At 71.9% G+C, this 26544-nt stretch carries 25 protein-coding genes; 12 read left to right on the top strand and 13 right to left on the bottom strand.

The annotated features are described in order from the left end of the window. Window positions 1-855: 855 nt before the first annotated feature. Together AB0L45_RS06840 and AB0L45_RS06835 are read right to left on the bottom strand one after the other, a co-directional pair. Window positions 856-1575, bottom strand: coding sequence for a rhomboid-like protein (locus AB0L45_RS06840; RefSeq protein WP_365836872.1), 720 nt, complete (start codon window positions 1573-1575; stop codon window positions 856-858). After that, window positions 1572-2627: an Lrp/AsnC family transcriptional regulator gene (locus AB0L45_RS06835; protein WP_365836870.1), complete on the bottom strand. Its 1056-nt coding sequence runs from the start codon at window positions 2625-2627 to the stop codon at window positions 1572-1574. Before AB0L45_RS06835 ends, AB0L45_RS06840 begins: the two co-directional genes overlap by 4 nt. Window positions 2628-2758: 131 nt before the next feature. Here AB0L45_RS06835 and AB0L45_RS06830 point away from each other — a divergent pair, with 131 nt between their 5' ends. Together AB0L45_RS06830 and AB0L45_RS06825 are read left to right on the top strand one after the other, a co-directional pair. Then, on the top strand, window positions 2759-4294 hold the full coding sequence (locus AB0L45_RS06830) for an MFS transporter (RefSeq protein ID WP_365836868.1): 1536 nt from the start codon (window positions 2759-2761) through the stop codon (window positions 4292-4294). Between the two features lie 223 nt (window positions 4295-4517). After that, a complete protein-coding gene (locus tag AB0L45_RS06825; RefSeq protein ID WP_365836866.1) occupies window positions 4518-5660 on the top strand; it encodes a LysR family transcriptional regulator in 1143 nt (380 codons plus the stop codon). Between the two features lie 128 nt (window positions 5661-5788). On the opposite strand, the gene AB0L45_RS06820 is transcribed toward AB0L45_RS06825, so the two are convergent. Continuing rightward, a complete protein-coding gene (locus AB0L45_RS06820; RefSeq protein ID WP_365836864.1) occupies window positions 5789-6613 on the bottom strand; it encodes a MerR family transcriptional regulator in 825 nt (274 codons plus the stop codon). A 411-nt stretch (window positions 6614-7024) separates the two neighbouring features. Here AB0L45_RS06820 and AB0L45_RS06815 point away from each other — a divergent pair, with 411 nt between their 5' ends. The 5 genes from AB0L45_RS06815 (at window position 7025) to AB0L45_RS06795 (ending at window position 11773) form a co-directional block, all read left to right on the top strand. Then, window positions 7025-7342: an SAV_915 family protein gene (locus tag AB0L45_RS06815; RefSeq protein ID WP_365836862.1), complete on the top strand. Its 318-nt coding sequence runs from the start codon at window positions 7025-7027 to the stop codon at window positions 7340-7342. A 19-nt stretch (window positions 7343-7361) separates the two neighbouring features. Then, a complete protein-coding gene (gene lysA, locus AB0L45_RS06810; protein ID WP_365836860.1) occupies window positions 7362-8726 on the top strand; it encodes a diaminopimelate decarboxylase in 1365 nt (454 codons plus the stop codon). 286 nt (window positions 8727-9012) lie between these two features. Continuing rightward, on the top strand, window positions 9013-9723 hold the full coding sequence (locus AB0L45_RS06805) for a FadR/GntR family transcriptional regulator (RefSeq protein ID WP_365836858.1): 711 nt from the start codon (window positions 9013-9015) through the stop codon (window positions 9721-9723). A gap of 195 nt (window positions 9724-9918) precedes the next feature. Beyond that, window positions 9919-11193: an MFS transporter gene (locus AB0L45_RS06800; protein ID WP_365836856.1), complete on the top strand. Its 1275-nt coding sequence runs from the start codon at window positions 9919-9921 to the stop codon at window positions 11191-11193. A gap of 127 nt (window positions 11194-11320) precedes the next feature. Further along, window positions 11321-11773, top strand: a complete 453-nt coding sequence (locus tag AB0L45_RS06795; protein ID WP_365836854.1) for a VOC family protein — start codon at window positions 11321-11323, stop codon at window positions 11771-11773. A 115-nt stretch (window positions 11774-11888) separates the two neighbouring features. Here the strand turns inward: AB0L45_RS06795 and AB0L45_RS06790 are convergent, their stop codons facing one another. The 4 genes from AB0L45_RS06790 to AB0L45_RS06775 form a co-directional block, all read right to left on the bottom strand. After that, window positions 11889-12680: an ABC transporter permease subunit gene (locus AB0L45_RS06790; RefSeq protein WP_365836851.1), complete on the bottom strand. Its 792-nt coding sequence runs from the start codon at window positions 12678-12680 to the stop codon at window positions 11889-11891. A gap of 16 nt (window positions 12681-12696) precedes the next feature. Further along, complete coding sequence (locus AB0L45_RS06785; RefSeq protein WP_365836849.1) at window positions 12697-13608, bottom strand: ABC transporter ATP-binding protein; 912 nt, start codon at window positions 13606-13608, stop codon at window positions 12697-12699. A 70-nt stretch (window positions 13609-13678) separates the two neighbouring features. After that, entirely contained in the window at window positions 13679-14590 is a 912-nt protein-coding gene (locus AB0L45_RS06780; protein WP_365836847.1) for an ABC transporter permease subunit, read from the bottom strand. Then, window positions 14580-15668, bottom strand: coding sequence for an ABC transporter ATP-binding protein (locus AB0L45_RS06775; protein WP_365836845.1), 1089 nt, complete (start codon window positions 15666-15668; stop codon window positions 14580-14582). The genes AB0L45_RS06780 and AB0L45_RS06775 overlap by 11 nt, the downstream gene beginning before the upstream one ends. Before the next feature lie 264 nt (window positions 15669-15932). Here AB0L45_RS06775 and AB0L45_RS06770 point away from each other — a divergent pair, with 264 nt between their 5' ends. From AB0L45_RS06770 to AB0L45_RS06755, 4 genes are all read left to right on the top strand, one after another. Next, the gene (locus AB0L45_RS06770) at window positions 15933-16811 is read left to right on the top strand and encodes a M24 family metallopeptidase (protein WP_365836843.1); all 879 of its coding nucleotides are present in this window, start codon (window positions 15933-15935) and stop codon (window positions 16809-16811) included. Continuing rightward, window positions 16808-18622, top strand: a complete 1815-nt coding sequence (locus AB0L45_RS06765) for an SDR family oxidoreductase (RefSeq protein ID WP_365836841.1) — start codon at window positions 16808-16810, stop codon at window positions 18620-18622. The genes AB0L45_RS06770 and AB0L45_RS06765 overlap by 4 nt, the downstream gene beginning before the upstream one ends. Before the next feature lie 89 nt (window positions 18623-18711). After that, window positions 18712-19635 (top strand): metal-dependent hydrolase, encoded by a 924-nt coding sequence (locus AB0L45_RS06760; RefSeq protein WP_365836839.1) that lies wholly within the window; start codon window positions 18712-18714, stop codon window positions 19633-19635. Window positions 19636-19646: 11 nt separating this feature from the next. Beyond that, the gene (locus AB0L45_RS06755; protein ID WP_365836838.1) at window positions 19647-20729 is read left to right on the top strand and encodes a MerR family transcriptional regulator; all 1083 of its coding nucleotides are present in this window, start codon (window positions 19647-19649) and stop codon (window positions 20727-20729) included. A 134-nt stretch (window positions 20730-20863) separates the two neighbouring features. On the opposite strand, the gene AB0L45_RS06750 is transcribed toward AB0L45_RS06755, so the two are convergent. The 3 genes from AB0L45_RS06750 to AB0L45_RS06740 form a co-directional block, all read right to left on the bottom strand. Next, window positions 20864-21082: a hypothetical protein gene (locus AB0L45_RS06750; protein ID WP_365836836.1), complete on the bottom strand. Its 219-nt coding sequence runs from the start codon at window positions 21080-21082 to the stop codon at window positions 20864-20866. A 211-nt stretch (window positions 21083-21293) separates the two neighbouring features. After that, window positions 21294-22565, bottom strand: a complete 1272-nt coding sequence (locus tag AB0L45_RS06745) for a carotenoid oxygenase family protein (RefSeq protein WP_365837060.1) — start codon at window positions 22563-22565, stop codon at window positions 21294-21296. 98 nt (window positions 22566-22663) lie between these two features. After that, complete coding sequence (locus AB0L45_RS06740; RefSeq protein WP_365836834.1) at window positions 22664-23254, bottom strand: hypothetical protein; 591 nt, start codon at window positions 23252-23254, stop codon at window positions 22664-22666. Between the two features lie 101 nt (window positions 23255-23355). On the opposite strand from AB0L45_RS06740, the gene AB0L45_RS06735 reads away from it, so the two are divergent. Next, the gene (locus AB0L45_RS06735) at window positions 23356-23946 is read left to right on the top strand and encodes a PadR family transcriptional regulator (protein WP_365836832.1); all 591 of its coding nucleotides are present in this window, start codon (window positions 23356-23358) and stop codon (window positions 23944-23946) included. 150 nt (window positions 23947-24096) lie between these two features. Here the strand turns inward: AB0L45_RS06735 and AB0L45_RS06730 are convergent, their stop codons facing one another. The 3 genes from AB0L45_RS06730 to htpX form a co-directional block, all read right to left on the bottom strand. Then, the gene (locus tag AB0L45_RS06730) at window positions 24097-24774 is read right to left on the bottom strand and encodes a helix-turn-helix domain-containing protein (RefSeq protein ID WP_365836830.1); all 678 of its coding nucleotides are present in this window, start codon (window positions 24772-24774) and stop codon (window positions 24097-24099) included. A gap of 146 nt (window positions 24775-24920) precedes the next feature. After that, window positions 24921-25493: a hypothetical protein gene (locus AB0L45_RS06725; RefSeq protein WP_365836828.1), complete on the bottom strand. Its 573-nt coding sequence runs from the start codon at window positions 25491-25493 to the stop codon at window positions 24921-24923. A gap of 125 nt (window positions 25494-25618) precedes the next feature. After that, window positions 25619-26518, bottom strand: a complete 900-nt coding sequence (gene htpX / locus AB0L45_RS06720; protein WP_365836826.1) for a zinc metalloprotease HtpX — start codon at window positions 26516-26518, stop codon at window positions 25619-25621. Window positions 26519-26544 lie beyond the last annotated feature (26 nt).

Genomic DNA, 26544 nt, shown 5'->3' with positions numbered 1-26544 from the left:
CGTGGAGGCAACTGGAGTTCGAGGCGTCGAGAGTGCGTGAAGTGCTGGGGTTTGCCGGCGACGGTCGTGAAGCGGTGCAGCCGTACGACTGAGAACCGGACATAGAGGTAGTGGCATCCGTGAGCAGCCTCCGCTCCTGGGCCCTGGATACGGGCGTTCAGTCCAGGGGGACAGAGTGTCCCTCCGGAGCCGTTCTGGTCTGAGTGGAGGGCATGCACATGCCACCCGAAGCTGTACTGCTGGAGTCGCGGGCTATGCGCGACAGTGTGATGGGGCTGGGACGCGTCGGCGTCCTGGACAAGGTGAAGGCGCTGGTGCTGCTGCCCGACGGGCTGCATGTCACGACGCGGATGGTCGCCGACTATTTCGAGGTGGGCGACCGCGCCGTCAACAGCCTGATGCGGCGGCATCGAGCGGAGCTGTCCGAGAACGGGATGCACGTTCTCAAGGGCTCTGACCTGCGGATCTTTGAAAGCTCCAACGTGAAGCTTTCAGCGGAAAGTTATCCACAGGGCCGCGTCCACCTCACCCTCTACACCCGCCGAACCCTCCTCAACATCGCCATGCTCCTCCGCGACAGCGAGGTCGCGCGGGCGGTCCGTACGTACCTCCTGGACGTCGAGGAGGACGCGCGGGGACGGGTCGAGGAAGTGCGGTCGTCCCGGCAGACCAGGCCGGCGCCGACGCTGGAGTCGCTCGATCACCGGGTCACTCGGGTGGAGTCGTCGCTCGCCGACATCGGGCCCGCCCTGCGGGACCTGGGACCGGTGATCGGCCGGATCTCCGTACGGCTGGACCGGCTGGACCGGCGGCTGGACGCTACGAACCGCGTCGTGTGTGCGATGAGTGAACGGCTCAGTGATCTGGCGGAGGATGTCCGGGAGTTGCGTTCGGGTCCGCGTCCGGATCCGGGTTCGTCGCCCCGTCCGCAGTCGCGTCCCCAGCCCCGCCCGCACCGGCATCCGGGGTCAAGGCCCAAGCGGCGAGACCAAGAATGAGGGCGATCGCGTGGCCGATGTCGGTGAACGTGGCGCCTGACAGGAGCGGGACGCCGAAGAAGCCGGCGACGGACGCGAGGTAGAGGTACCGCCAGGGCGGCGGCAGCCGGTAGGTGAGCAGGCCGGCTGCCGCTGCCAGGCCGTACGAGACACCGATGTCGACGACGTGTGACATGGAGCGCGGCAGCCGGTGGCCCTCGATGGCGAGCAGGACCAGTTCCTGGCTGGCGAGGGTGGCGGTGATGTGGGCGACGCCGACGGTCAGCAGCCAGCGCCAAGTGCCCAGCCAGCGTTCGACGTTGGCGTGCACCAGCTCGAAGAGGACCGCGTAGAGGAGGAAGGAGGCCGGGTTCTCGATCCAGAAGCCGCTGATGAGGAGGGAGGAGAGGGGGTGCCGGTCCAGTTCGTGGATGTTGCTGCTGGTGCGGTGCAGGAGGAAGGCCTCCAGGCCCTCACTGGCGCCGGCGATCACCAGGCTGGTGACGCCGATGATCAGCAGCCAGATGTGGGTACCGGGGGCGGCCCGTACCCAGGCGGCCACCCGGTCGACGGGCGAGGAGGGGAGCACCGGCTTCATCGCGCGCGGCCCGGGACCGATGCGGAGGCGGGCGGTCCGGAGAAGATCCGGCCGTACCCGTACGGCCCGGCGCCCTTGAGGCGGCGGATCAGCGGGGCCGTCTCCATGTTCCGTACGGCGGGCAGCGCGGCGATCCGGGTGGTCAGGTACGTGTAGAGGGAGCGCACGTCCGGGCACAGGACCGACGCGAAGAGGTTGTGCGGGCCGGTGGTGGCGCAGGCGAACGCCACCTCGGGGTGCTGGGCCAGGGCCGTGCCGGTGGCGGCGAGTTCGCTGGGGGCGACGGAGAGCCAGAGGGAGACCATGACGCCGAGCCCGAAGTGCCGGGCGTCGTAGTCGACGTCGTAATAGAGGGCGCCCTGGGCACGCAGCTCGGAGAGCCGGCGGCGGACCGTGGACTGCGACCAGCCGGTGGCGGCGGCCAGCTCGGCGAGGCCGGTGCGCCCGTCCTCGGCGAGGCTGTCCAGCAGGCGCCGGTCGGCGTCGGTGAGCGTGACGGGCACCGTCCGTCCGGGCGGGTCGGCGGCCCGGGCGCGCGCCATCGCGGACACCGGGTGGCGCAGCTGTCCGGCCTGCTCCTCGGTCAGCGCGCCGGACTTGTTGACCAGCCCGAGCGCACCGCCGAAGAACTCGTGCACCACGCAGTGCGCGGTGACGCCGACCACGCTGGGTGTCCGCGGCAGCTTCTGCAGGAGGAGCGCGTCGCTGTCCTGGCTGCTCGCGGAGCGGCAGACCACGCCGATCTCGGTGCCGCCGGACATCAGGCTGACCCAGGACGTGTCGGGGCGCCGGGCCAGCGCCTCGGCGACCGCGACGGCCGCGTCGGGGGTGCACTGGACTCGTACGATCCACTCGGTCTCGCCGAGCGCGGCCGGGTCGGTGAGCCCCAGGACCTTGATCATGCCCGCGCTGCGCAGCCGGCCGTAGCGGCGCGCGACGGTCTGGTCGGAGACGCCGAGGACCTCGGCGATACGGCTGAAGGGCGCCCGGCCGTCGAGCTGGAGGGCGTGGACCAGGCTCCGGTCGAGCTGGTCGAAGCCGTCGGTTTTCACCACCAAAGGCTAACCCGTGTCGGATCGCGCCGCGCGCGACGCTCTGGCTGGGAGTGGCGGGGCACGGACCGGACTCTGGTGCGGGGGACGGAACGGAAACACGACACACTCACCGACCACAGAGGTTCTTGATGCACAACGGGCGGAGCAGATGGTGGCCACTGGTCGCCATCACCCTGGGCAACTTCATGTTGCTCGTCGACGTCACGATCGTGAACACCGCGCTGCCGCGGATCGCCGACGGTCTGGACGCCTCCTTCACCTCGCTCCAATGGGTGATGGACATCTACGCGCTGGCACTGGCCGCGCTCCTGATGGTGGCCGGTTCGGCGGCCGACCTGCTCGGGCGCCGCAAGCTGTACCTGGCGGGCCTCGGGCTCTTCGCGCTGGCCTCGCTCGCCTGCGGGCTGGCACCCGACGAGGGCGTGCTGATCGCCGCGCGGGCGGTGCAGGGCGTGGGCGCGGCGGCCATGTTCGCCACCAACACGCCGCTGCTGATGGCCGCGTACCAGGGCCGTGACCGCGGGGTCGCGTTCGGCATCTGGGGCGGTACGAGCGGTGCCGCGGCGGCGGTCGGCCCGGTGCTGGGCGGCGTGCTGACCCAGTACGTGGACTGGCGGGCGATCTTCCTGGTCAACCTGCCGCTGACGGCGGTGGCGGTCTGGATCACCCTGCGGTCGGTCCAGGAGTCGCACGGCGACCGCACGGCGCGTATCGACTGGCCGGGCGCCGGCGCGTTCACGCTGTGCGCGGGCGCACTGACGTACGGACTGATGCGCGGCGGTGAGGAGGGCTGGACCGAGTCCGGCACCCTGCTGGCGCTGGCGGTGGCCCTGCTGTCGCTGCTCGCCTTCGTCGTCGTGGAGCGCCGCGCGCGGCAGCCGCTGCTGGACCTGAAGCTGCTACGGCGCCCGACCTTCGCCGTACTGATGGCGGCCGCGCTGCTGCTCCAGGCCGCGGCGTTCCCGTACCTGACGTACGTGGGCCTGTGGGTGCAGAACATCCTGGGGCTCAGCCCGGTGATGGGCGGTGTCGCGGTGCTGCCGATGGCGGTGGCGTCGATGGCCGTGGGCATGTTCGGCGGCCGGTTCCTGCACCGCCTGGCGCCGCGGCTGCCGATCGGCATCGGCCTCCTGCTGATCGGCGCGGGCCCGCTGCTGCACGTCCTGCTGCTGAACGACGACTCCGGCTGGGCGGTCCTCGTGCCGGGCCTGCTCGTCAGCGGCCTCGGCATCGGCATGTCGATGCCGGTGCTGGTCTCGGCGGCGCTCGGCGCGGCCCCGCCCCAGCGCGCCGGCATGGCCAGCGGCGCGGTGAACACCTTCCGCCAGCTCGGTTACGCGCTCGGCATCGCGATCCTCGGCACGGTCTTCACCCAGGGCATGCGGTCCGCGGGCGCGCACGCCGCACCCGGTAGCGCGTACGTGCACGGCCTGACCCGGGTGTCGCTGGTCGCGGGTGTGGTGGCGGTGGTGGCTGGACTGCTGGTGCTGGCTGTCGTACGGAACCGGAGCGAGGAGCGGGCCGGGGGCCGGAACGCTCCGGCCGCTTCGGGTTCGGCGGGACCGAGCGCGGAAGACCCGGGTTCGGCGGGTCCGGTTTCGGTCGGCTCGCAGGGCACGGGCTCGGGAGGCGGCGAGGTTCCCGTAGGCGCCGGCCAGAAGTGACGCGGGGGCCGTACGGCACCACCCGTACGGCGAGTCGTGCGGCCGGTCCGTACGGCACCCTCGCCCCGGGGGCCGGCCCGTGTCGGGTCGGCCCCCGGAACCGTACGGCGCCGTAACCGGTTCCGGGTGGCCGCCCTGGGCCCTGTACCGATCCTCGCCCCGGCCGCGCACCCAAGTCAATCCTCGGGTTTTCTTCCAAACCCCCCAGCTATACCTTGGGTTGGTGACCCTCGACGACCTCCGTGCCTTCGTCGCCGTCTGCGAAGCGGGCAGCCTGAGCTCCGTCGCCCGTGACCTGGGCTGTACGCAGTCGGCGGTCAGCCAGCGCGTCAAACGGCTCGAACGGGAGGCGGGTATCGCCCTGTTGGAGCGGCAGTCGCGCGGCGTGGCCCCCACCCAGGCGGGCCGCATCCTGTGCCGCGCCGCGACCGGCTCGCTCGCCGAACTGGACCTCGCCCTGCGCCGCTTGGCCGACCTGCGCCAGGGCCACGGCGGCACGCTGCGGATCACCACGGGAGCGACGACCGTACGGCACTTCATGTCGGCGGCGGTGGTCGCCTTCCGGGCCCGTCACCCGCACGTCGACCTGGAGTTCCAGACCGAGAACTCCGGCCGCCGCTGCTTCGAGGCGGTGGCCGACGGCACCGCCGAACTGGCCTGGATCACCATCGGCCCGCCCGTACGCGGCATCGAGCAGCACCCGGTGCTGGAGCTGCCGTGGGTGCTCGCCGTACGGTCCGACGACCCGCTCGCCGCCCGGGACCACATCGAGCCAGGTGAGCTGGCGGGCGGCCTGTCCGGCATCCGGCACATCCGGCTGCCGGAGAACTCCGTCTCCCGGATGCGGCTCGACGGTCACCTGGGGCGGCCGGAGACCGGGCCCGGGCCGGCCGCCACGCCCGCCAGCTCCACCAGCGTGGCCGACTGGGACACCGCGATCCTGCTGGCGGAGCTGGGCGTCGGGCACGCGGTCGTACCGGACCTGCCGGGCTGGCGGGGCGCCGGGCATCCGGCACTGCGGCTGATCCCGGTCCCCGGGCTGCCGCCGCTGGCGGCCGGCTGGGCGGTACGGCAGTGGGCGGCGCTGAGCCCGGTGGCGGTGGAGTTCGCCGAGACGGTGAACGGGACGCTCGGGGCGGTGAACGGGACGCTGGAGACGGTGAACGGGACGCTCGGGACGGTGACCGGGTCACTCGGGGCGGATGCGTCGGTGGGTACGGCGGCATCGCGTACAGCTACCCGAACGGACAGCGGTTCGGGCGCAAGGTCCCGCACACGACGTTCTGCGGAGGTCGAGGCACACGGGAGCACGCGCGCCCCTACGTGCGCCGGCGCACCTGGAGCGCACGATACGGCGCCGAAGTGACCCGCGGCTCCCGATGCCTGGCCCCCGGCGCCGGCCCTGGCCACCAGCCCCCGCCCCTGACCACCGGCCCCTGCCCCTTGGCTCCGGCCCCTTGGGCCTCGGGCCTCCCCGGAGCCCACCCGCCCCCTTCACTCCACGACGATCGGCTCCTGCAACTCGGTCACCCAGCCCTCCCGGTCCTCCGGGCACTCCAGCGTCAGTTCCCGCGGGTACCCGGCCGAGCGGTAGGGGCTGTCGTCGAGCCAGCGGGCCAGCGCCTGGGCGGTCGGCAGCACCCGTTCCATGGGCCCGCGGTGCACCACCGTGGCCGCCTGCCCGATCGCCGGCAGGTCCACGATCGCGAAGTCGTGGGACGGCCGTGGCGCGGCCTCGACCACGACCGCCGCGTGCACCGTGATGCGGTCCCCGCCCCCTGGCGCGTCCTCGTAGTACGCGATTCCGGGGCCCGACGGCTCGATGTCCGCGGCGGCCAGCCGCCGGAACAGGTCGTCGTACAGCGGCCGGATGACCGCGCCGACGTCCTCGGGCCCGAAGCTCGCCGCCGTGCCGGTCAGTTCGGCGACCCGTACCGCCTCCACCCGCTTGACCACCACCTCGTCGGCGGCCATCCGCCCCTCGCTCTCGATCGTCCGCAGCCGTGCCTCGACCCGGGCCAGGCGGGCGCCGGCCGCCGTGACCGCCGCCTCCAGTTCGGCCCGGCGCAGCCGCAGCATGCCGCGCAGTTCCGCCGCGCTGACCTGTTCGTCCAGGATGGCCGTCACCTGCTGGAGGCTGAAGCCGAGGTCCTTGAGGGCGATGATGCGATTGAGGCGGGCGAGCTGGCCGGCCTCGTAGTAGCGGTATCCGGTGACCGGGTCCGTACGGGCCGGGCGCAGCAGCCCGATGGCGTCGTAGTGGCGCAGCATCCGGGCCGACACTCGGCCGTGGCCTGCGAACTCTCCGATGGTGAACAAGACGTCTCCCAGTGCAGGGCCCCATGATCACGACAGGGCTTACCACGGTGTGCAGGTCAGTCAGCGGTCAGCGGTCAGCGGTCAGCGGTCAGCGGTCAGCGGTCAGCGGTCAGCGGTCAGCGGTCAGCGGTCAGCGGTCAGCGCGATCCTCGTGGATCCCGGGCGGCGACGTGCCGCGAATCGGCATATGCCCAGGCGTATGCACGGGCCCGCGCCGGGGCGCACGTCGTTTCCGTGCACCGGTGCGTGCGCCGGGGCACCAGCATCGCGTCAAGGGGCGTCCACGGGCCGTCAATGATGCGTCAGTACGCCGCCGTGCGCGTGCCGGTACGGGCATAGCGTCGAGGAGGAGCCCCGGCACTTCTCATCACTCCACCGGTCCGGGGCCAGTCCTGCGCGAGGAGCGACGCCGTGTCCCAGCAACACCTGTACGCGGAAGATCCCGAACCTGCCGAACCCGTCCCGGCCGGGCTGCTGTTCGTCCCCGTCCGGCCGGGCCCCGCGGGCTGTACGGCCCGCCTGTTCCGCACCCCGCTCGGCGGCCGTACCGCCGTCGGCTTCACCTCCCCGCAACGGCTCGCCGCGGCGCTCGGCAGCGACCAGCCGTGGATCCGGCTCGCCGAGCCCGCGTTGCGCGCCCTCACCGAACCGCTCGGCGCCGCCGTCCTGACCGTGGACCCGCGCCTCGCCCCCGGTACTCCCCGTACGCCGCTGCTGCGGGCCGTCTGAGAAGGGGCGTACGACCACCATGACCGTGACGACCACGACACCGCAGTCCCCCGCCGGCCGGCGGACCGATCCGCCGCGCACCCGCCCCGCCGACCTGGGCGTATGGCCAGCCTCGACGGCCGAACTGCCCGACGCCGACCTCGCCGTCGGCGGCGTCCCCCTCACCGAACTCGCCGCCCGCTTCGGTACCCCCACGTACGTCCTGGACGAGGCCGAGGTGCGCGCCCGCTGCCGCGCCTACCTGCGCGCCTTCCCCGACGCCGACGTGCTGTACGCGGCCAAGGCGTTCCTGTGCCGCGCCATGGCCCACTGGGTACGCGAGGAGGGCCTGGGCCTGGACGTCTGCTCCGCGGGCGAACTGGAACTCGCCGTCACCACCGGCTTCCCGCCCGCCCGCATCGTGCTGCACGGCAACGCGAAGAGCCCCGAGGACCTGCGCGCCGCGCTGCGCCTCGGGGTCGGCCGCATCGTCATCGACAGCACCTCCGAGATCGCCCGGCTGGCCGCCGCGGTGCCCGCCGGCACCCGGCAGCAGGTCCTCGTACGGGTGGTGCCCGGCATCGCCGCCGGCGGGCACGCCAAGATCCGTACGGGCACCGACGACCAGAAGTTCGGCCTGTCCCTGGCCGACGGTTCGGCGCAGCACGCCATCACCCGCATCCTGGGCCAGCCGCGGCTCCACCTGGTCGGGCTGCACTGCCACCTGGGGTCGCAGATCACCACCGTGAAGCCCTACCTGTCGGCCGTACGGCGGCTGGTCGGGCTGCTGGCCCGGATCCGCGAACAGCACGGCGTCACGCTGCCGCAGCTGGACATCGGGGGCGGCCACGGCGTCGCCTACCGGCCCGGCGAGGACAGCATGGACATCGCGGCGCTCGGCGCCAAGGTACGGGCCGAGCTGGCGGGCGGCTGCGCGGCGGCCGGGCTGCCGGTGCCCCGGCTGACCGTCGAGCCGGGCCGCGCCATCGCGGGGCCCTCAGGGGTCGTCCTGTACCGGGTGCTGTCCGTCAAGCGGACCGGTGAGCACACCTTCGTCGCCGTCGACGGCGGGATGAGCGACAACCCGCGGCCCGCGCTGTACGGGGTGCGCTACGCGCCCCGGCTGGTCGGACGGCCGTCGTCCGCCGCGCCCGAACCGGTGAACGTGGTGGGACGGCACTGCGAGGCCGGCGACGTGCTCGCCGCCGGCGTCCGGCTGCCCGGGGACGTGCGGCCGGGGGACCTGATCGCCGTACCGGTGGCGGGCGCGTACCACCTGTCCATGGCCTCGGGCTACAACCTCGTCGGCCGCCCGCCGGTGGTCGCCGTCGCGGACGGGCACGCGCGGGTCCTCGTACGGCGGGAGTCGCTGGCGGACATCCAGGAGCGCGACATCGGGCTGTGAGGCCGTACGGGGCGTGTACGGGGGGGGACGGACGGGGCCCGTACGGGGGCACGTACGGGCCCAGGCCCTGAGTCACCCGGACGGTCCGTATCCGGTACGCAGTGTGCACGAGCACAGAACACGGCGCACAGAACACAGCGCACAGAACACGGCGCACAGAGCACGGAGCCCAGAACTCCGTGCACACTGCACTCATCAGTTGTAGGATGACGGGGCAACCGGGCGCCCCCCACCCGGGATCAGGCCCTGAACCGCCCACATCGGGCCCGGACTCCAGGAGACACGCATGGCGCTGCAGGCAGCGGGACGGCAGTCCCTCGTGGACACCGTCGTGGACGCCCTGCGCGCCCAGCTGACCGCCGGCACCTGGCCGGTGGGCGAGCGCATCCCCACCGAGCACGCCCTGGCCGAACAGCTCCAGGTCGGCCGCAACACCGTCCGCGAAGCCGTACGCGTCCTCGTGCACGCCGGCATGCTGCGCTCCCGGCAGGGCGAGGGCACCTTCGTCCTCTCCCGTACCGACCCGGGCGACATCATGCGCGGCGTCCAGCGGGCCGGGGTCCGGGACGTACTGGAGCTGCGTATCGCCCTGGAGGCGGAGGCCGCCCGGCTCGCGGCCCAGCGGCACCGGCCGGAGGACCTGGAGCGGATGCGCGCCGCGCTGGACGCCCAGGCCGCGCTGGAGGCCGCCGGCGGGCAGCCGTTCGGCGGCGACCTGGAGCTGTACGCCGATCACGACGTCGCCTTCCACCGGGCCGTCGTGGAGGCCGCGCACAACACCGCGCTGACCGCCACGTACGCCTGGTTCAGCAGCTCCGTACGCGAGGCGCTGGTGTCCTCGCTCGGCGACGAGCTGATGCCGCGGATCGTGCACGGCGACCACCGGGCCGTCCTCGACGCGATCGCCTCCGGCGACCCGGAAGCCGCCGAACGGGCCGCCCGCGCGCTGCTGGAGCCGCCGAAACAGGCGGTGGAGGCGCTGCTCGCGGAGCGGTGAGCGGGCCCGTCCCCGCACCACCCCCTCTCGCAGAAACGTTTCCGCGCCCCCATGACGCGCCCCCATGACGCGCCCCCATGACGCGCCCCCATGACGCGCCCCCATGACGCGCCCCCATGACGCGCCCCCATGACGCGCCCCAAGGACCGCACCCGTCCAACCACCCCCACCCCACGCAAGGAGAGTCACCCACCCATGTCAGGGACCAGGCCCGAAGCACCACTGATCGACGCCGAGGAGGATCTGGCCCCGGCGCCGCCGGTCGCCGCGGCCCGCCGCCGGCTGCGCGCCCACCCGGTCCTGGTCCTGCTCGGCATCGTGCTCGCCTCACTGAACATGCGCGCCGCGCTGGCCGGCGTCTCCCCCCTTGTGAGCGAGATCGGCGACCATTACCACCTGGCCGCCACCGCGAGCAGCCTCGTGACCACCATCCCGCTCGTCTTCATGGGCCTCGGCTCGATCGCCGCGCCCCGGCTGGCCCGCCGCTGGGGCACCGAGACGGTGCTCTGCGGCGCGCTGGTCCTGCTGTGCGGCGGCATCCTGCTGCGTATCGCCCCGCCGGTCGTCGCGCTGTTCGTCGGCTGCGCTGTGGTCGGTACGTCCATCGCCCTGCTGAACGTCCTGATGCCCGGCCTGATCAAGCGGGACTTCCCGGAGAAGGCCGCGGGCATGACCGCCCTGTACTCGACGGCGATGATCCTGGGCGCCACCGTGTCGGCGGCCTCCGCCGTGCCACTGGAGAACGCACTGGGCGGCTGGCAGGGTTCGCTGGCCTCCTGGTCGCTGCTGGCCGCGGTCGCCGCCGTGGTCTGGATCCCGCAGGCCGTGATCGCGCGGCGCGGTACGCGGCACGGCCAGGCCGCCGCGACGCCGGCGCACGCCACCGAGGACGGGCCCAACCTGAGCCGTACGCCGCTGGCCTGGCAGGTCACGCTCTTCATGGGGTCGCAGTCGCTGATCGCGTACGTGATGATCGCCTGGATGCCGACGATCTTCACCGACCACGGGATGAGCAAGGCCACGGCCGGGCTGGTCTTCGCCTTCAGCACCCTGGTGCAGATGGCCGGTTCGTTCGTGGTCCCGATGCTCGCCGGCCGGATGCGGCGGCAGCGGCTGCTGGCCGTCGCCGTCACCGCCCTGATGGCCTGCGGCATCGTCGGCCTCCTGGTGGCCCCGGTGGCCGGCGCCTGGATCTGGGCCGTCCTCCTGGGCATCGGCCAGGGCGGCGCACTCGGCCTGGCCCTGACGATGATGGTGCTCCGCTCCGGAGACGCCCACACCGCCGCCCGCCTCTCGGGCATGGCCCAGACCTGGGGCTACCTCCTGGCCGCCGCCGGCCCCCTGGTCCTCGGCGCAGTCCACCAGGCGACACACGGCTGGACGGTGCCGATCGTCCTGCTGCTGGCCGTCTGCGTGGGCCTGGTGCTGCTGGGGATGGGCGCGGGGCGGGATCGGCGGATCGGGGCGTAGGGGAGGGGTCGCTTCGTTACGGGGCGGCCTGGTCGGGGCGCTCTCTGCACCGGCCCGGTGTCAGTGACGGGCACCGGTCCGTCGTCAGTGACGGTCCGTTGTCAGTGGCACCGGATATAACTCCCCCATGGCACTGACGTGGAAGTTGGTCATCGACAGCACGAACGCCCCCGCTCTCGCGGACTTCTGGGCCGCGGCCCTGGAGTACGAGGTCGAGAACCCGAGCGTTCTCGTCGAGCAGTTGCTGGCCGCGGGGCACATAGGCGACGAGGCGGTTGTCGTGCACCGTGGCCGCAAGACGTTCCGGGGGTATGCCGGCATCCGGCACCCTGAGGACCCGTTCGACGCGGCCAGTGGTGTCGGGCGTGGGCGGCGGCTGCTCTTCCAGGAGGTGCCCGAGGAGAAGGCGGGCAAGAACCGGCTGCACATCGACGTCCACAGTGGGCCCGGCGGCCTTGAGGCGCTGGTGGACCGGCTGGAGGAGTTGGGGGCGACGCGCGTCCGCGAGGTCGATCAGGGGCCTGCCGGGCGCTGGTGGCTGATGCGGGATCCGGAGGGGAACGAGTTCTGCGCGGTGTGAGCGGCAGCTGACGCGTTCCTTGCGTGGCCGTGAACGCGGGGGCCCGGCTGCCCCGTACGTCGGGAGACAGCCGGGCCTCTGTTCAGGACAGCGGACGGCGGAGGCGGAACGCGGGCTACTCCTCCCCCGCCAGCGTCAGCGACCGCAGCTTGCGGGCCGCGTACCAGGTCGCCAGGCCGGTCACGGCCACCAGGAGAATCACCGCGAGGGGCAGTCCCACTTCGGAGGTGATCGCGCCCTCCATAGCGATCTTCTGGCCCACCGCGAGGGCCCACTGCTGCACGCTCAGCGTCCGCGCGCCCGGTACGAGGTTGCCGAAGAGGGTCTCCCACACCAGGGCGTAGACCAGACCGAAGACGACCGCGTGCCGGCTGACCGTGCCGAAGAAGAGGAACAGCGCGCTGTACGCGACGGAGGCCACGGCCGCGGCGACCGCGTACGCGACCGCGATCTGCTGGCTGTTGCCGTTGAGGACGAAGCCGGCGATCAGTATCGGGACGGCCGAGAAGGCGGCCGTCACACCGATGGCCACGACCAGCTTGGTGAAGATGATCGAGGACCGGCGCAGCGGCTTGGCCAGCAGGTAGACCACCGACCCGTCGTCGATCTCGGGGCCGATCGCGCCCGTACCGGCGATGACGCCGATCAGCGGCACCATCGTGGCGAGCGCGAACGTGCCCAGTACGCCGTTGGCCGTGGAATCGTCGGCACCGGCCAGGGCCCGTACGGCGACGGCGATGACGATCAGGAGGGCGGGCAGCGCGAAGAGGATCAGCGCGCGGCGCCGGCCGAGGAGGGCCCGGTAGGTGAGCCGGGCGACGGTGGGGTTGAAGAACGACGGGGCCGCCGAGGGGCCCGTGGCGGGGGCCGGGGACGGGTCCGGCCGGACCGATGAGGTCGCTGACATCGCTTTCAGGCTCCTTTCAGGCCGCGACGAGGTAGGAGAAGACCGATTCCAGGGACTCGTCGGAGGGCGAGACCGTCAGGAGGCGGATGCCGTGGTCGCGGGCGACGCGCGGCAGCAGGGAGGTGAAGCGCGGGAAGTCGACGGCCTGGACGCGCAGCGCGCCTTCCTGGAGGTCCACCTCGATACCGGCCGTGGAGGGGTCGGCGATCAGGGCGGCGGCCAGCGCGCGGTCGTCGGAGGAGCGGATGAGGTAGCGGTGCGGCCGGTCCGTCATCAGGCGGCGGATCTTGCGGAAGTCACCGGACGCGGCATGCCGCCCGGCGACCACCACCTCGATGTGCGAGGCCAGCTGCTCGACCTCTTCGAGGATGTGGGACGAGAACAGGACCGTGCGGCCCTCGGCGCCCATCCTCCGCAGCAGGTCCATCAGCTGCATCCGCTGGCGCGGGTCCATGCCGTTGAACGGCTCGTCCAGCAACAGTACGGACGGGTCGTGGACCAGCGCCGACGCCATCTTCACGCGCTGGCGCATGCCCTTGCTGTACGTGGAGATCTTGCGGTCCTGCGCGTACTCCATCTCGACGGTGGCCAGCGCGCGCCGCGCGGCGTCCCGGCCCAGGCCGTGGAGTTCGGCGTTGGCGACGACGAACTCGCGGCCGGTGAGGAAGTCGTACATCGCCTCCCGCTCGGGCACGATGCCGATGTCGCGGTAGATGCGTTCGTTGCGCCAGATGGGGCGTCCGTCGAGGGTGACGGACCCGCCGGACGGGGCGAGGAAGCCGCCCATCATGTTGATCAGGGTGGACTTGCCCGCGCCGTTGGGGCCCAGGAGGCCGGTGACACCGGGGCCTATCGTCATGGTGATGTCGTTGACGGCAACGACGTTGCCGAACCAGCGGGAGACGTGGTCGATCTGGATGGTCGTCATGGGCGCGGCCCGTTCCTTCGGGGGCTGGTGGCGGGCGTCGGGTGCGCCTTCAGGGGCGCGGGGCGGGCGATCACAGGCCGGCCTTGCGGTAGCGGCGCATCAGCAGGGCGTACGAGCCCGCGATGGCCAGCAGGGTGACCAGGAGGGCCGCCAGCCCGGCCGCGGTGGACGGCTGGACCTCGTCGGGGAACGACGCGGTGCCCCCGAGGAACGTCGCCTGCACACTGTCGATCAGGGTGACGGGCGAGAACAGCGCGAGCCAGCCCACGACCCCTTCCTGGCCCTGTACGGCGGCGATGCCCTGGACGGCGCTCACCGCCGCGTACGGAATCGTCAACGCGGCGATGACGGCGGCGACACCGAAGCCGCGGCGCGGGGTCAGCGCGGAGATCACCAGGCCGACGCCGGCGAAGAGCAGCGAGAGCAGCGCCACCGAGACCAGGCCCTGGGCCATCCCCTTGGTCTGGTCGACGAAGTCCATCTTGGCCAGCAGCGCGCCGACGAAGAGGATCAGCAGCGGCGCGGCGGTCAGGATGAACAGGGCACTGGCCATGGCCGCGAACTTCGCCACCACGTAATCGATACGTTCGATCGGGCGCGAGAAGTACAGCGGCACCGTCTTGAAACGCAGGTCCCGGGAGACGGACTGCGGTGCCTGAGCGGCCAGGTAGAGGCCGATGACCGCCTGGAGGAAGATCGCGTACTGGGTGTACGCCACCGGCAGGTCCTTCATCTTCGTGAACACCGCGACCGCCACCATGATGGCCGCCGGCAGGCACATGACGGCGAACAGCAGCATCGGCAGCACCTTGGACTTCGGCGAGCGGCCGAGTCCGTAGGCACCGCGCAGGCTCTGCGAGAAGAGGGAGCGGCGGGCGTAGGCGCGGCCCAGGCGGGGGCCGTCGAAGTGCCGGTAACCGATGTCGTGGATGACGTCCTGCGCCGCTGCGGCGGTGGCGGGGTTCCTGGTCTCAGGCGGCATCGGGGGCGCCTCCGTCCTTGGTGGCTCGGTGGGCGGTCGTCGCGGAGGCGGTGGGGTGGGACGCGGCGGAGTGGGGTGCGGTGGGGCGCGCCGCAGTGGGCTGCGCGCCGTCCGCACCCGGCGCGCTCGCCGCGTCACCGCTCTGGAAGACCTCGGAGATGCGGTGCCGGCGCTGTTCCATCCTGACCAGGCCGAGACCGAGACCGGCGACGGTGTCGCGCAGCAGGTCGTACGTCTCCTCGCCGGTGGCCTCCACGTACAGCACGTGGGCCGCGGAGGCGCCGCTCTCCGAGCCGGGGGCCGCGGTGGTCACCGCGATCCCGGCGCGGGTCAGGGCCGCGCGCAGCGCCGCCGTGCCGTCCGGATGCTCGTCGGTGTCCGTGACCTCGATGGCGAGGGAGGCGGTGAGCTGGGTGAAGTCGTCGGTGGCGGAGGAGCGCAGCAGCCGGCCGCCGTCGATGACGACGACATGGTCGCAGGTGCGCTCCAGCTCGCCGAGCAGGTGCGAGGTGACCAGGACCGATATGCCGAAGTCGGTGTGCACGCGGCGGATCAGGCCCAGCATCTCGTCACGGCCGACCGGGTCCAGGCCGTTGGTCGGCTCGTCCAGGAAGACCAGCTGCGGATCGTGGACCAGCGCCTGCGCCAGCTTCACCCGCTGCTTCATGCCCGTCGAGTAGCCGCCGATGGGGCGGTAGCGCTCCTCGTAGAGGCCGACGTGCCGCAGCGTGTCGGCGGTGCGCTCGCGGGCCGCGGTCGGCGGCAGGCCCGACATGCGCGCCATGTGGACGACGAACTCGGTGGCCGAGACGTCGGGCGGCAGGCAGTCGTGCTCCGGCATGTAGCCGACGCGCTCCCGGATGGCGCCGCCCTCCCGGGCCACGTCCAGGCCGAGGACGGTCGCGGACCCCTCGCTGGCCGGGGCGAGACCCAGCAGCAGCTTGATCAGGGTGGACTTGCCGGCGCCGTTGGCACCCACCAGGCCGGTCACCCCGGGGCCGATGTCAACGGTGAGCCGGTCCAGCGCGGTCACCCGCGGGTACCGCTTGCTCAGGCTTTCGGTCACGATCACAGTCACGTCATCGACGGTAGTGGCGCGCACCACAGCGGTCGTCAGACCTGGCGGCTGGATCGGGGTCCGACCACAGGCGTAGGGGCCCGTAGGGGAGGTCCTGCTTTCGGTCCCCCTGGAGTGCGGGCCGGGGCGCGGTGGACGGGAGGCGCGAGTTTTCCACAGGCGCGGACCGACCCCTTGACGTCGCCGCCAGGCATTGTCACATTCATCAGTGTCAAGTTACGGGCACGTACCGCGATGGACGGTTTACGGGACGGACGGTTGGCGATGACCTCAGCGACAGGGGCCGCAGCGGCCCGGAGGGGCGGCGGGAGGCGTGAACTCCCCGCCGAGCTGCGGGGGTTCAGGGAAGTGCAGCGACTGGCGTACGCCTGCGCCGAGGCGGTCGCCGCGCAGCTCAGGCCGGGGGTGACGGAGCGGGAGGCGGCGCGGATGCAGCGCGTGTGGCTGCGCGAGCGCGGTGTCCGGGACTGGTTCCACCTGCCCTTCGCCTGGTTCGGCGACCGTACGGCGTTCACGGGCTTCCGCATACCGCTCCAGTTCTTCCCCACCGACCGGCGCCTGGAGCCCGGGATGGCGTTCATCCTCGACATGGCGCCGGTCCACCAGGGATACACCGCCGACATCGGATACTCCGGCTGCCTGGGCCTCAACCCGGTCCACGACCGGCTGCTGGCGGACCTCGAAGCCCATCGCGAGCTGATCCTGCGCGAGGTGCGCGAACGCCGCCCGCTGCGCGAGATCTACGAGGACGTCGAACGGCTCATGGTCCGGCAGGGCTATGTGAACCGGCACCGCGCCTACCCCTTCGGCGTCATAGCCCACAAGATCGACCGGGTGAAGGCCCGCCGCTGGTCCCCCACCGTGTTCGGGTTCGGCACGCAGTCCCTCAAGGGCCTGGCCTCCGACGCGCTGCACGGCCACCGCGACGGCTGGTCGCCGCTGTGGAGCCCGTACAGGTTCTCCGACCACCCACCGCAGCCGGGCCTGTGGGCGGTCGAACCCCACCTCGGGTTCCGGGGGACGGGCGCGAAGTTCGAGGAGATCCTCGTCGTGACGGACTCCGCCGACCCGCAGGAAAGCGCCTTTTGGCTGGACGACGATCTGCCGCACGTGCGGCGCTGGCAGGAGGAGAAGGCCGCATGAGCAAGCCGGGGCAGGGGCGAGGACCGGGGCAGGGGGCGGATCAGGGCGGGCTCGCAGGCGCTCGCGAGCGCTGGGTCCGTACGGGTGGAGTGGAGCTGTGTGTCGCGGAGTTGGGCGACGCCGAGCGGCCCACCGTGGTGCTGGTGCACGGCTACCCGGACAGCAAGGAAGTGTGGTCGGAGGTGGCCCGCGGCCTGGCCGACCGCTTCCACGTGGTGCTGTACGACGTACGCGGCTGCGGCCGGTCCACCGCGCCCAAACCGTTGCGCGGCGGTTTCACACTGGAGAAGCTGACCGACGACTTCCTCGCCGTCGCGGACGCGGTGAGCCCGGACCGGCCGGTCCACGTGGTCGGCCACGACTGGGGCTCGGTGCAGGCCTGGGAGTTCGCGACGGTGCGGCACACCGAAGGCCGGATCGCCTCCTTCACCTCGATGTCCGGCCCGTCGCTGGACCACTTCGGCCACTGGATCAAGAAGCGCGCGTCCCGCCCCACCCCGCGCCGCGCCGCCCAGCTCCTGAACCAGGGCGCCAAGTCCTGGTACGTCTACATGCTGCACACCCCGCTCCTGCCCGAGCTGGCCTGGAAGGGCCCCCTCGGCAAGCGCTGGCCGAGGATCCTCCAGCGGGTGGAGAAGGTGCCGCCGGGTGACTACCCGACGCCGTCCCTGCCCACGGACGCGGCGCACGGCGCATGGCTCTACCGCGACAACGTCCGTGCCCGGCTGCGCCGCCCGCGCGCCGACGCCTACGCCCACTGCCCGGTACAGCTGATCACGCCCACCGGCGACGCCTTCCTGTCCGAGCGGCTCTACGACGATCTCGACCACTGGGTGCCGCAGCTGGTGCGGCGCACCCTCCCGGCCAGACACTGGGTGCCGCGCACGCGGCCGGACCAGCTGGTCGCCTGGATCAGCGAGTTCGTGACGTCCAAGGAGGAGGGTGAGGGCGACCCGGCCAAGGAGATCGTCGCCCCCGGCCCGTACGCCGACCGGTTCGGCGGGCAGCTGGTGCTGGTCACCGGTGCCGCCAGCGGCATCGGGCGGGCCACCGCCTTCGCGTTCGCCGAGGCGGGCGCGCGCGTCGTCGCCGTCGACCGGGACGCCGAGGGCGCGGCCCGTACGGCCGACCTGGCCCGGCTGGTCGGCGCCCCGCAGGCCTGGGCCGAGATGGTGGACGTCTCGGACGAGGCCGCCATGGAGAAGCTGGCCGACAAGGTCGCCGCCGAGTACGGCACCGTCGACGTGCTGGTCAACAACGCCGGCATCGGCCTGTCCGGCGCCTTCCTGGACACCACCACCGAGGACTGGAAGAAGGTGCTGGACGTCAATCTGTGGGGTGTCATCCACGGCTCCCGGCTCTTCGGCCGGCAGATGGCCGAGCGCGGCCAGGGCGGCCACATCGTCAACACCGCCTCCGCCGCCGCCTTCCAGCCCTCGAAGATCCTGTCCGCGTACGGGGCCTCCAAGGCGGCAGTCCTGATGCTCAGCGAGTGCCTGCGCGCGGAACTGGCCGGTCAGGGCATCGGTGTCACGGCCATCTGCCCCGGCATAGTGAACACCAACATCACCGCGACGGCCCGCTACACCGGCCTGACCGCCGACGAGGAGAAGCGCCGCCAGGCCAAGGTCTCCAGGATGTACGGGCTGCGCAACTACCCGCCGGAGAAGGTCGCCGACGCGATCCTGCGCGCGGTCGTGCGCAACGAGGCGGTCGTCCCCGTCACACCCGAAGCGCGCGGCGCCCACCTGCTGTCCCGCTTCATGCCTCGTGCGCTGCGCGCACTGGCCCGCGTCGATCCGCCCGTGTGAGTGCGTGCGCCGCGGTGCGGGCATACCGGGGCGGACGCGCCACCGCCCCGGCGACTCCCTCCCTCACGTCCCACGTCAGGAGCCCAAGCGTGAGCACGAACCCCGCCGAACCGGAGGAACACCACACGATCGCACCCCGCCGGGTCTCGTTCGACTGGCGCGAGACCCCGCTGCACTGGATACCGGACGAACCGACCGCCACCCACGTCATCAACGTGCTCCACCTGCTGCTGCCCGCCGGCGAGCGCTGGTTCGTCAAGGTCTTCAAGGAAGCCCTGCCCCTGGTCCGCGACCCCGCCCTCCTCAAGGACGTCAAGGGCTTCATGGGCCAGGAAGCCACCCACAGCGTCCAGCACGCCTACGTCCTGGAACACCTCGCCCACCAGGGCCTGGACACCGCCCCCTACACGCAGCACGTCGACTTCCTCTTCGAGTACCTCCTCGGCGAGCAGCCCCCCTTCGCCGCCCCGATACCCACCCAGGAGTGGCTGCGCTTCCGGCTGTCCCTCATAGCCGCCATCGAGCAGTTCACGGCCGTCCTCGGCAACTGGGTGCTGCACGCCGAGGGCCTGGACCGGGCCCGCCCCGACCCGGTCATGCTCGACCTGCTGCGCTGGCACGGCGCGGAGGAGGTCGAGCACCGCGCCGTGGCCTTCGACATGTACGAGCACACCGGTGGCGAGGGCCTGCCCCGCTACGCCCGCCGTGTCCTGGGCATGGCCGTCACCGCGCCCGTCCTGCTGTACCTGTGGGCCTGGGGCGCCGCCTACCTGATACGCCACGACCCGCAGCTCGCCGGCCGCCTGCGCTACTCCCTGCGCGCGCACAACCGGGCCGTACGCGCCCAGCTCCTGCCGACATGGCGTGAGCTGGGCGCCGCCGTACCGCGCTACCTGAAGCGGTCGTACCATCCCTCGCAGGAAGGGTCGCTGCGCAAGGCCGTCGCATACCTGGCGTCCTCCCCGGCTGCCCGCGCCGCGGCGGGTGCGGTGGGCCGCGCGGCCATCTCGTAAGGAGCACCGCATTGACCGACCAGTCGCCGCCGCCGGCCGAGTACCGCATCGAGGACCTGGCCCACCTCAGCGGCACCTCGGTCCGCACCATCCGCGCCTACCAGGACCGCGGCCTCCTCCCCAAGCCGGAGCGCCGCGGCCGGGCCAATGTCTACGGCGACGCACACCTGGAGCGCCTGCGCCGCACCGCCGACCTGCTCGACCGCGGCTACACCCTCGCCAGCATCAAGGAACTCCTGGAAGCCTGGGACACCGGCCGCGGCCTCGGCGGCGTCCTGGGCCTGGTCGCCGAGATAGACGGACCGTGGAGCGACGAGGAGGCGGCCTGCATCACTCGCGAGGAACTGGACGCCGCGTTCGGCGGCACACCGGACGAAGAGGCCCTGGCGGACGCCGTCGAACTCGGCGTCCTCGAACGCCTCCCCGGCAGCGACGACGCCTTCCGCGTCCCCAGCCCCCAGGAACTGGCCGTCGCCGCCGAACTGCACTCCGCGGGCGTCCCCCTCACCGCCATCTCCGGCCACCTGCGCGAACTCCGCGGCCAGGTCGAGCACATAGCGGCCCGCTTCCTCGACTTCACCACCGAGTACGTCTTCCACCCCTACCTCGACCACCAGCCCACCGACGCCGAAGCCACCGAGGCAGCCGGCCTCGTACGCCGCCTCCGTCCCCTCGCCCAGCAAACCGTCGACGCCGAACTGGCCCGCGCCATGCGCACCTTGGCCACCCGCTACATCCACCATCACCTCGGCGACATCAGCGAACTGGAAGCACCGGGGAAGCCGCCTTCGTCTGCCGATGGCTCGGTGGGCGGACGGGGCGGTCAGCGGACAGGTGGATGCGTGAGTGGGCCGATGGGTGGGGGATCGGGAGGGGGCTCGGATGGGGGCTCGGGTGAGGCGGCCGGTGGGGCAGGTGCGGCGGCCGACGCGAGCGACCGGATCATGGTTGCGCTCCCCGCCGAGACCATCCACGCCGTACGCGACCTGGTCGGACCCGAGAACGTGGCCGCCTTCATCGCCGCAGCCGCCCAACGCGAGGTCCACGCCCGCACCCTGGACGAGCTGACCGCCCGCCGCACCTCAGCCCACTGACCACTGACCGCTGACCGCTGACCGCTGACCGCTGACCGCTGACCGCTGACCGCTGACCACCGAACGCCGGGTTCCCCCGCTCCGGCTCCGGTCGCGGCTCCGGTTTCGGCTCCGGTCGCGGCTCCGGCTCCGGCTCAGTCGAGGATCATGTCACCGAATACGACCTTGCTGTTCCAGTTGTGCCCTCCCCAGTTGTACGAAGCGGTGGACGGTGCGTAGGTGTGCTTGCCGAAGGTGACGGCGCCGACGTCCCGGCCACCGTGGCTGTCGGCCACGGCCGTGCCGGTGGTGAACAGGGCGGCGACAGCGGTCAGAGACAGTGCGCCGAGGGCGGTGGCGGTAGGTATGCGCATGGGGCCTTCTTTCCTCATCTGCACGGACTCCCTCATCCGATCCCGCCGCGCCCCCGGCCGCCATTCAGCCGCATCCACTCGGGGCCGGCGAGCGAGGGCCGCCGGGGAGGGATGAAGCCAGGTGGCGAGGCCCGGTCAGGCCAGATGGCGAAGCCTGGTGAGGCCACGTGGCGAAGCCTGGTGAGGCCAGATGGCGAGACCCGGTGAGGCCCTACCGAGCCGGGTCCGCGATCCAGTTGCCGTGGAAGCCGTAGGGCACTCGCTGGGGCAGGTGGACCGTGGCCACCGGCCCCCCGGATATGTCGTCCGCATCGAGGATCACCAGATCGCTGGTGTCCTTGGACGCGTCGTAGACGTAGGTGAGCAACCACCCGGGGCCGCCCGGCCGGTCGTCCGCCGGGGCGAACGCCGCTTCGGCGGGTGTGCGGCCGGGACCGAAGTCGTGCCGGGTGCTGGTGCCGGTGTGCAGGTCGTACCGGATCAGTGCGCCCGGTGTCGGGCCGGCCCCGGGGCCCCCGGCCCGCGTGATGTGCCCGAACCTGGCGTCCAGCCCCGCCAGCCGGTCGTCGATACGCGGGAACTCGCCCGACTGGTCGTCCACCTGCTCCTCGACGACCTTCCCCGAGGTGAGGTCGACGGTCCACCGCCACAGGGTGGGCAGCGACTTCAGTTCGAGCGCCGGGTAGCGGCAGACGTAGAGGACGATGCGGCCCCGGCCGTCGTCGTAAGCGTTCAGGGAGTGGAAGACGTAGCAGGGATCGATGGCGAACCAGCGAATGTCACCGTGTGGGTCGTCGCGGCGCAGCACACCGAGCCGGGCGCCGTACTCCGCGTCCCACCCGTACGGCATACCGCGTGCCTGACGGTCGTAGACGAGCGGGAGGTCCATGAAGACGACGTGCCCGGCCGTCAGGTGGAAGTCGTGCATCATCGTGGGCGCCCCCACTTCGACGGGGCGGCTCACCACCAACGCGCCGGAAGCGTCGGCACGGTGGTAGGTCAGGTACGGCGGCTCCGCGGCACCGTACCCGAAGAAGTGCAGCTCACCCGTGGTCGGGCAGGTCTTCGGGTGGGCGGTCATGGCGGTGGTCAGCCGGCCGTCGAAGTCGTACGGGCCGACGGTCTCCAGCTCGTGCCCCGGACGGCAGTCGAGTTCGTACGGGAAGGACGACTCGACCAGGGCCAGGGTGCGGCCGGCGTGGTGGACGACGTGGGTGTTGGCGACCCCGGCGGTCAGGTCGGCGCGCCCCTGCCCGTCGCGGACCGGTGCCCCGTCGGTGAAGGTCGACGTGCGGACCCAGCGGTTGCGGTACGAGACGGCTTTGCCGCCCTCCAGGCGGACGCCGTGGACCATGCCGTCACCGAAGAACCAGTGCGCCGACGCGGCGTCCCGGGGGTTGGGCCCGTTGCGCAGGTACCAGCCCGTCAGCTCGGGCGGTATCGCGCCGGAGACGGGCAGCTCGTAGGTGGTGAGCTCCTCCATCACCGGGGCGAAGTTCCCCGCCAGGTGCGGGGCCGCTGCGGAAGCGGGACCGGAACGTGAACCGGGCGCCGGGACGGCGGAACCGGGAGCGTGTGTCGTCATGCGGGACGAGCCTCCTGTACGTAGGGGTGTCCGCCGGCCTTCTCCAGGAAGCGGGCTCGCGCTCGCTCCGGATAGCTCGCGGTGAAACGCAGCGGGACGACGAAAGTGCTGACGTGGATGCAGATCATGCCGGTCAGGCCCAGCCCGTAAGCCGTGACCAGGGCCTGCCCTGCCGCGGCGAACGTGAAGGACGCCGCCCAGGCAGCGGTGAGCACGTAATTGATCCGCAGGAACAGCCGGGTCCGCCAGACCTCGGGCGGCGCCTTGCGGCGGGCTATGGCGAGGGTGAAGGGCCGACGGACCGCCATGGAACCCCAGGTGACCAGCGCCAGCCAGCCCGAGGACAAGGCTCCGTCATAGACCCGGAGGCCACTGTCCGGACGGAAGAAGGCCAGGACCGTGATGCCCGCGAAGAACACGAGGCTGCCGTACTCCAGGACCCGCAGCGACGGCGACCATCCGTCGGCACGGTCCATGAAGAGCAGCACGCTACCGAGCACCAGGGCCAGCAGCGCGGCCCACTGCCACGATGCCCAGGCCACGGCCCCGTAAGCGATCCACGGCAAGAACCCCCGCAAGTACGTCATTGAGTCTCGACTCCCCCGACCGTCCGACCTTCCAACTTCGACATGTCGAAGCTAGAACGTCCTGCATTGACGTGTCAAGACTGGAAGGTAAAGTGGCGGTCATGAGCCTCCGCCACGCCGTTCTGGGCCTGCTGGCCGAATCCCCCGCCAGCGGCTACGACTTGATGAAGACGTTCGACGCGTCGCTCGCGCACGTCTGGCCGGCCACCCAGAGCCAGGTCTACGGGGAGCTGAACAAACTGACCACGGCAGGCCTCATCGAGGTGGTCGCCCACGGCCCTCGCGGACGCAAGGAGTACGCCATCACCAAGGCGGGCCGGGCCGAGCTGCACCACTGGCTCATCGAGGTGGAGCCGGTCGGCCCGCAGCGCCACGACGGGCTGCTGCGCGTCTTCTTCCTCGGCGTCCTGACACCGCTGGAGGCACGTACGTACCTGCTGCAGCAGGCGGAACGGGCCGCCCGCGCCCACGCCGGTTACCAGGAACTGGCGGACGCCGGCCTCTGGGACGAAGAGATGATCGCTGTGTACGGGCGGATCGCCCTGGAATTCGGGCTGCGCCAGACCGCCATGGTGGAGGAGTGGGCCAACTGGGCGGCCAAGGAGATCAATTCCGACGTGGCCCGCCGCTCCAGGGAGGCAGTCAGGGAACAGGCCCAGGGAGGCGATCCGGAACAGGGGCAGGGGGAGTAGAACGGGGGGAGCAGCCAGCCAGCCCTCAGGGACAAAGCCAAGGACGGCCCCCGAACGGGCTCAAGGGCGGACCTAAGGACGGGCCCCAGAACGGACCCAAGGACGGGCTCAAGGACGGCCGAGGACGGACCCAGGACGGTTCAAACTGTCCTAACGTCCCTCGCCACCGAACGCGCCGTGCAGGAACAGCTCCACCAGTTCCCGCGTCCCGAGCGCCCCTTGCCTGCCGGCGTCGTCCCCCGCTTCCGCCGCCGTGGCCTGGCTCAGCGCCAGGAAGACCCTGGCCAAGGCTTCCGGTGCCATCCGCAGCCGTTCCCGCTCGGGTTCGAACAGGGTGGTGACTGCTGCCAGCGGAGCCGCCAGCGCCTCCGCACGGCTCCCGGGTGCGGGCGCACCCGCGTCCGCGTCACCCGCCGCTCGCGCCTCACGCCCCCGTAGGTGCCCGGTCGCGTGCAGCGCGCCGATCACCGAGCCGATACGGGACAGGTGCTCGCGCATCGCGTCCAGCGCCTCAGCCAGCCGGTCCGCGAGCGGCTGGTGCAGGGAAACGGCCGCCAGGGCGGCGAGCAGGGCGTCCGGGCGGAGCGCCTCGGCCACACAGGCCGCCAGCAGCGCGTCCTTGTCCTCGAAGACGCGGAAGATCGTCGCCTCACCGATGCCCGCGGCACGCGCCACCTTCGCCGTGGTCACGCCCGCGCCGTACTCGGCCACCAGCGGCAACGCGGCCTTCACGATCATCGACCGGCGCTCGTCGGCGCTCATTCCGGGCGCGCGGCGACGCCTCACCGGTGCCTCGGATGTCCCCGCCGTCTCCACTGCCTCAGCCATGCCGCCAACGTACGCGAGCGGGTACGCCATGCCGGAACCAGACTCCGGCGGAGGCGCCGTACACCGCCCCTGAACCGCCCCGCCCCATCCCGCCCCATTCCACCCCATCCCGCCTCGTCCCGCCGTGCCCCCGCATGCTCAAGACGTCACAGCCCCGGCGCACCCCAGACCGGGAACCACCGGCTCAGGTCCGACTCGATCTCCAGGTCGCTGGCCAGCATGGCCCGGATTTCCAGTTCGAGCACGTTGTCACGCTTCTCGGCCGCCCCGCCCGGCCCTGTCTGCGGGGCGAAGGGGTAGAACGTGCCGCGCTTGTAGAGATAGACCAGCGCGAGCGGCCTGCCCCGGTCGTCCCGGAAACCCATCAGCGAACACAGCAGTTGCGGGCCGAATCCGGTGCTCTCCAGGGAACTGTTGACCGTGTGCAGATCGTTCACCAGCCCCGCACTGTCCTCGGGCTCGTGCCGCGCGAGCATCCACGTGTAGCCGTACTCATCCTGGCTGAACTCTGCCGGGGCGCCCAGGAGCTCGCGTACCTCCTCCTGGATGCCCCGGAACGCGCCGCCCTCGACGCTCGCGAAACACACCGAGCCCAGGCCGGTGGGCCGGAACCCGGCCGCTGCCTGGAGGGTGACGGCCGCGGAGGGGAGCGCGAACAGCCGGTCGAGGTCAGGGCGTACCGGCTTGCTGCGTCCGAGAATGGTGTCCAGGAATCCCATACGGCCTCGCTGCCTCTCTCCCTAAGCCGCCGATCTGCGTCCTAGCCCCCCATGTGGCCGATCTGCCTCTCAGCTCCCCGTGTAGCCGATCTGCGTCATAGCTCCCCGTGTGGCCGATCTACGTCCTACGGGCGCCCCAGCTGCGCCGAGATCCGCCCCAGCTGCTCCAGCCGCTGTTCCAGCGTCGGGTGCGAGGACAGCAGCCGCCCGAAGCTCTCCTTCGAGAACGCCGGGACGAAGAAGAACGCGTTGAACGGCTCCGCCTTGCGCAGGTCCCGCGTCGGGATCCGCGCCATCTGCCCGGTGACCTTGGTGAGCGCGGCGGCCAGCGCCGACGGCCGGCCGGTCAGGACCGCCGCGGCCCGGTCGGCGGACAGCTCCCGGTAGCGCGACAGCAGCCGGGTGAGCAGGAAGCTGATGGCGTAGACCACAGCGCTGACCAGCGTGACGACCAGGACGGCGATCGCCGCGTTGTTGTCCCGGCTGTTGCGGCCGACGCCGCTCCACAGGGCCGCGCGCGTGATGATCCCGGCCAGCACGCCCAGGAACGAGGCGATCGTCATGACCGCGACATCGCGGTGCGCGACGTGCGACAGCTCGTGCGCCAGTACGCCTTCCAGTTCCTCCGGCTCCAGCCGCCGGAGCAGGCCGGTCGTCGCGCACACCATGGCGTTCTTCTGGTTGCGGCCGGTCGCGAAGGCGTTCGGTACGTCGGACTCGGCGACGGCGACACGCGGCTTGGGCATGTCGGCGAGCGCGCACAGCCGGTCCACGGCGCCGTGCAGTTCGGGCGCCTGCTCCGGAGTGACCTCGCGCGCCCCCATGCTGAAGGCCGCGATCCGGTCACTGAACCAGAACTGCGCGACGAACATGGCGCCCGAGATGAGCAGCACCACGATCCACGCGCCCTTGAGGAGCACCAGCAGCGCGCCCACGACGACCACGTACAGCAGGCCGATGAAGAACATCGTCGTGACCATGCGTGACGTCAGGCCGCGGTCGGGGGCGAATCGGGTTCGTGCCATGCCTCTCAGTCCTCCAAACCGCAGAG

The sequence above is a fragment of the Streptomyces sp. NPDC052496 genome, from assembly GCF_040679095.1.
Taxonomy (GTDB): Bacteria; Actinomycetota; Actinomycetes; order Streptomycetales; family Streptomycetaceae; genus Streptomyces.
This window is presented reverse-complemented; position numbering and strand designations above follow the sequence as displayed.

Coding starts and splice junctions, on each gene's coding strand:
- AB0L45_RS06840 (WP_365836872.1), bottom strand. CDS start 1,575: ATGAAGCCGGTGCTCCCCTCCTCGCCCGTCGACCGGGTGGCCGCCTGG.
- AB0L45_RS06830 (WP_365836868.1), top strand. CDS start 2,759: ATGCACAACGGGCGGAGCAGATGGTGGCCACTGGTCGCCATCACCCTG.
- lysA (WP_365836860.1), top strand. CDS start 7,362: ATGACCGTGACGACCACGACACCGCAGTCCCCCGCCGGCCGGCGGACC.
- AB0L45_RS06805 (WP_365836858.1), top strand. CDS start 9,013: ATGGCGCTGCAGGCAGCGGGACGGCAGTCCCTCGTGGACACCGTCGTG.
- AB0L45_RS06800 (WP_365836856.1), top strand. CDS start 9,919: ATGTCAGGGACCAGGCCCGAAGCACCACTGATCGACGCCGAGGAGGAT.
- AB0L45_RS06795 (WP_365836854.1), top strand. CDS start 11,321: ATGGCACTGACGTGGAAGTTGGTCATCGACAGCACGAACGCCCCCGCT.
- AB0L45_RS06790 (WP_365836851.1), bottom strand. CDS start 12,680: ATGTCAGCGACCTCATCGGTCCGGCCGGACCCGTCCCCGGCCCCCGCC.
- AB0L45_RS06785 (WP_365836849.1), bottom strand. CDS start 13,608: ATGACGACCATCCAGATCGACCACGTCTCCCGCTGGTTCGGCAACGTC.
- AB0L45_RS06780 (WP_365836847.1), bottom strand. CDS start 14,590: ATGCCGCCTGAGACCAGGAACCCCGCCACCGCCGCAGCGGCGCAGGAC.
- AB0L45_RS06770 (WP_365836843.1), top strand. CDS start 15,933: ATGACCTCAGCGACAGGGGCCGCAGCGGCCCGGAGGGGCGGCGGGAGG.
- AB0L45_RS06765 (WP_365836841.1), top strand. CDS start 16,808: ATGAGCAAGCCGGGGCAGGGGCGAGGACCGGGGCAGGGGGCGGATCAG.
- AB0L45_RS06750 (WP_365836836.1), bottom strand. CDS start 21,082: ATGCGCATACCTACCGCCACCGCCCTCGGCGCACTGTCTCTGACCGCT.
- AB0L45_RS06745 (WP_365837060.1), bottom strand. CDS start 22,565: ATGGAGGAGCTCACCACCTACGAGCTGCCCGTCTCCGGCGCGATACCG.
- AB0L45_RS06740 (WP_365836834.1), bottom strand. CDS start 23,254: ATGACGTACTTGCGGGGGTTCTTGCCGTGGATCGCTTACGGGGCCGTG.
- AB0L45_RS06735 (WP_365836832.1), top strand. CDS start 23,356: ATGAGCCTCCGCCACGCCGTTCTGGGCCTGCTGGCCGAATCCCCCGCC.
- AB0L45_RS06730 (WP_365836830.1), bottom strand. CDS start 24,774: ATGGCTGAGGCAGTGGAGACGGCGGGGACATCCGAGGCACCGGTGAGG.
- AB0L45_RS06725 (WP_365836828.1), bottom strand. CDS start 25,493: ATGGGATTCCTGGACACCATTCTCGGACGCAGCAAGCCGGTACGCCCT.
- htpX (WP_365836826.1), bottom strand. CDS start 26,518: ATGGCACGAACCCGATTCGCCCCCGACCGCGGCCTGACGTCACGCATG.